This is a genomic window from Belliella marina, from assembly GCF_042682445.1.
Classification (GTDB): Bacteria; Bacteroidota; Bacteroidia; order Cytophagales; family Cyclobacteriaceae; genus Belliella; species Belliella marina.
The window spans coordinates 13,750-18,516 of sequence record NZ_JBHUHR010000048.1 but is presented as its reverse complement, the minus strand read 5'-3'; the positions used below and the strand labels follow the sequence as shown (position 1 = coordinate 18,516).

1 protein-coding gene is annotated in these 4,767 nt (G+C 47.4%); it reads left to right on the top strand.

The window, feature by feature from the left end; translation table 11 throughout:
• Positions 1-4,767 (top strand): beta strand repeat-containing protein (locus ACFSKL_RS21300; protein WP_376889165.1); only part of this gene is annotated, 4,767 nt, incomplete at both ends.

Sequence of the window (4,767 nt, the reverse complement as noted above, 5' to 3'; positions counted from 1 at the left end):
TTGAGTGAAACTATTGCAAGCCTTGCGCCATCTGGAACAGAAGTATTCACTACCAGCCATACGGTAACCCAGTCTGATTTGGACAACGGATCTGTATTGAACGTTGCAACCGCAAATGGCGAAGATCCAAACGGCAACCCTGTTGATCTGGAAGACCCTACAGAAGGAGAAGAGGAAACCCCTGCAACCCAGGAGCCATCGTTTACCTTGACCAAAACCTTGACATCCATCAACGCAGATGCAGGATTGACAGCATACAATGCGGTTGGAGATATCTTGGAGTACACGATTACAGTAACGAATACGGGGAATGTGACTTTGAGCAATATTGAGGTTGAAGATGCTTTGACAGGATTGAGCGAAACTATTGTAACACTTGCCCCATCAGGAACAGAGACCTTCCCGACTACGCACACGATTACCCAGTCTGATTTGGACAACGGATCTGTATTGAACGTGGCAACAGCCAATGGTGAAGATCCAAACGGCGATCCTGTTGATCCAGAAGATCCAACTGACGGAGAAGAAGAAACCCCAGCAACCCAGGAACCATCCTTCACGATCTTGAAGGAGTTGGTATCTGTGAACGGTGATGCAAGCATAACTTCCTACAACGCTGTTGGCGATGTATTGGAATACGCAATCACTGTAACCAATACAGGGAATGTAACTTTGAGCAATATCGATGTTGAAGATGCCCTGACTGGCTTGAGCGAGACAATTGCAACACTTGCCCCATCTGGAACAGAGACCTTCCCGACTACGCATACGATTACCCAATCTGATTTGGACAACGGTTCTGTATTGAACGTGGCAACCGCCAACGGAGAGGATCCTAATGGCGATCCTGTAGATCCCGAAGATCCAACTGATGGAGAGGAAGAGACCCCAGCAACCCAGGAACCATCCTTTACGATCACCAAATCACTGACTTCAGTGAATGGAGATGTAGGATTGACTTCATACAATGCGGTTGGTGATGTATTGGAATACACGATCACAATAACGAACACGGGGAATGTGACTTTGAGCAATATCGATGTTGAGGATGCCTTGACTGGATTGAGCGAAACTATTGCAACACTTGCTCCGGCAGGAACACAAACCTTCCCGACCACGCATACGGTAACCCAATCCGACTTGGACAATGGATCTGTATTGAATGTGGCAACCGCCAATGGAGAGGATCCTAACGGCGACCCTGTTGACCCAGAAGATCCGACTGACGGAGAAGAAGAAACCCCAGCAACACAGGAGCCATCGTTTACCTTGACCAAAACCTTGACATCAATCAACGCAGACGCAGGATTGACTTCATACAATGCTGTAGGCGATGTTTTGGAATACACAATCACTGTAACCAATACAGGTAATGTGACTTTGGAGAATCTTGATGTTGAAGATGCATTGACAGGATTGAGCGAAACAATTGCAACACTTTCACCATCTGGAACAGAGGTATTTACAACAAGCCATACTGTAACACAATCTGATTTGGACAACGGATCTGTATTGAATGTGGCAACCGCCAATGGTGAAGATCCAAACGGCAACCCTGTTGACCCAGAAGATCCGACTGACGGAGAAGAAGAAACCCCAGGGACCCAGGAACCATCCTTCACGATCACCAAAACGCTGACATCAGTGAATGGTGATGTTGGAATCACTTCCTACAACGCTGTTGGCGATGTATTGGCATACACGATTACGGTAACGAATACGGGGAATGTGACTTTGAGCAATATCGAGGTTGAGGATGCCCTGACTGGCTTGAGCGAAACTATTGCAACACTTGCCCCATCTGGAACAGAGACCTTCCCGACTACGCATACGATTACCCAATCTGATTTGGATAACGGATCTGTATTGAATGTGGCAACCGCCAATGGTGAAGATCCAAACGGCAACTCTGTTGACCCAGAAGATCCGACTGATGGAGAAGAAGAAACCCCAGCAACCCAAGAGCCTTCGTTTACGATATTGAAGGAATTGACTTCAGTGAATGGCGATGTAGGATTGACAGCATACAATGCGGTTGGCGATATCTTGGAGTACACGATCACTGTTACGAATACTGGTAATGTAACCTTGGAGAATATCGATGTTGAAGATGCCTTGACAGGATTGAGTGAAACTATTGCAAGCCTTGCGCCATCTGGAACAGAAGTATTCACTACCAGCCATACGGTAACCCAGTCTGATTTGGACAACGGATCTGTATTGAACGTGGCTACAGCCAACGGAGAAGATCCGAATGGTGATCCTGTTGACCCAGAAGATCCGACTGATGGAGAGGAAGAGACCCCAGCAACCCAGGAGCCATCATTCACCATATTGAAGGAGTTGACATCGGTGAATGGCGATGTAGGATTGACTTCATACAATGCGGTTGGTGATGTATTGGAATACACGATCACTGTTACGAACACTGGTAATGTGACCCTTGAGAATATAGATGTTGAGGATGCCCTGACTGGCTTGAGCGAAACTATTGCAACACTTGCCCCATCTGGAACAGAGACCTTCCCGACTACGCATACGATTACCCAATCTGATTTGGACAACGGTTCTGTATTGAACGTGGCAATCGCCAATGGTGAAGATCCAAACGGCAACCCTGTTGACCCAGAAGATCCAACTGATGGAGAAGAGGAAACCCCAGCAACCCAGGAACTATCCTTCACGATCTTGAAGGAGTTGGTATCTGTGAACGGTGATGCAGGATTGACTTCCTACAACGCTGTTGGCGATGTATTGGAATACGCAATCACTGTAACCAATACAGGGAATGTGACTTTGAGCAATATCGATGTTGAAGATGCCTTGACAGGCTTGAGCGAGACAATCGCAAGCCTTTCCCCATCTGGAACAGAGACCTTTACAACCAGCCATACAGTTACCCAGTCCGATTTGGACAACGGATCTGTATTGAATGTGGCAACCGCCAATGGTGAAGATCCAAACGGTAACCCTGTTGACCCAGAAGATCCGACTGAGGGAGAAGAAGAAACCCCAGCAACCCGGGAACCATCCTTTACAATATTGAAGGGGTTGGTTTCCATCAACGGAGATGCAGGCTTGTCATCATACAATGCGGTTGGAGATATCCTGGCATACACGATCACAATAACGAACACGGGGAATGTAACCTTGGAGAATATCGATGTAGAGGATGCCTTGACAGGATTGAGCGAAACTATTGCAACCCTTGTCCCATCTGGAACAGAGACCTTTACAACCAGCCATACGGTAACCCAGTCTGATTTGGACAACGGATCTGTACTGAACGTGGCAACCGCAATTGGAGAAGATCCAAACGGCGACCCTGTTGACCCAGAAGATCCGACTGACGGAGAAGAGGAAACCCCTGCAACCCAGGAGCCATCCTTCACGATCTTGAAGGAGTTGGCATCGGTGAATGGCGATGTGGGAATTACTTCATACGATGCGGTTGGTGATGTATTGGCATACACGATTACGGTAACGAATACGGGTAATGTAACCTTGGAGAATATCGAGGTTGAGGATGCCCTGACTGGCTTGAGCGAAACAATCGCAACACTTGCGCCATCTGGGATACAGACCTTTACAACCAGCCATACGATTACCCAATCTGATTTGGACAACGGATCTGTATTGAATGTGGCAACAGCCAACGGAGAGGATCCTAATGGCGATCCTGTAGATCCCGAAGATCCGACTGATGGAGAGGAAGAGACCCCAGCAACCCAGGAGCCATCGTTTACCATCTTGAAGGAGTTGGCATCGGTGAATGGCGATGTAGGATTGACTTCATACAATGCGGTTGGAGATATCTTGGAATACACCATCACTGTTACGAATACGGGTAATGTAACCTTGGAGAATATCGAGGTTGAGGATGCCCTGACTGGCTTGAGCGAAACAATCGCAACACTTGCGCCATCTGGGATACAGACCTTTACAACCAGCCATACGATTACCCAATCTGATTTGGACAACGGATCTGTATTGAACGTGGCAACCGCCAATGGTGAAGATCCTAATGGCGATCCTGTAAATCCAGAAGACCCAACAGAAGGAGAGGAAGAGACCCCAGCAACCCAAGAGCCATCGTTCACCTTGACCAAAACCTTGACATCCATCAACGCAGACGCAGGTACAACTTCATACAATGCAGTAGGCGATGTTTTGGAATACACAATCACTGTAACCAATACAGGTAATGTGACTTTGGAGAATCTTGATGTTGAAGATGCATTGACAGGATTGAGCGAAACAATTGCAACACTTGCTCCGGCAGGAACACAAACCTTCCCGACCACCCATACGATTACCCAATCTGATTTGGACAACGGTTCTGTATTGAACGTGGCAACCGCCAATGGTGAAGATCCAAACGGCAACCCTGTTGACCCAGAAGATCCAACTGACGGAGAAGAGGAAACCCCCGCAACCCAGGAACCATCCTTCACGATCACCAAATCACTGACATCTGTGAATGGAGATGCAGGATTGACTTCATACAATGCGGTTGGCGATGTATTGGAATACGCAATCACAATAACCAATACAGGGAATGTGACCTTGGAGAATATCGATGTTGAGGATGCTTTGACAGGATTGAGCGAAACTATTGCAACACTTGCTCCGGCAGGAACACAAACCTTCCCGACCACCCATACGATTACCCAATCTGATTTGGACAACGGATTTGTATTGAATGTGGCAACCGCCAATGGTGAAGATCCAAACGGCGATCCTGTAGATCCCGAAGATCCGACTGAC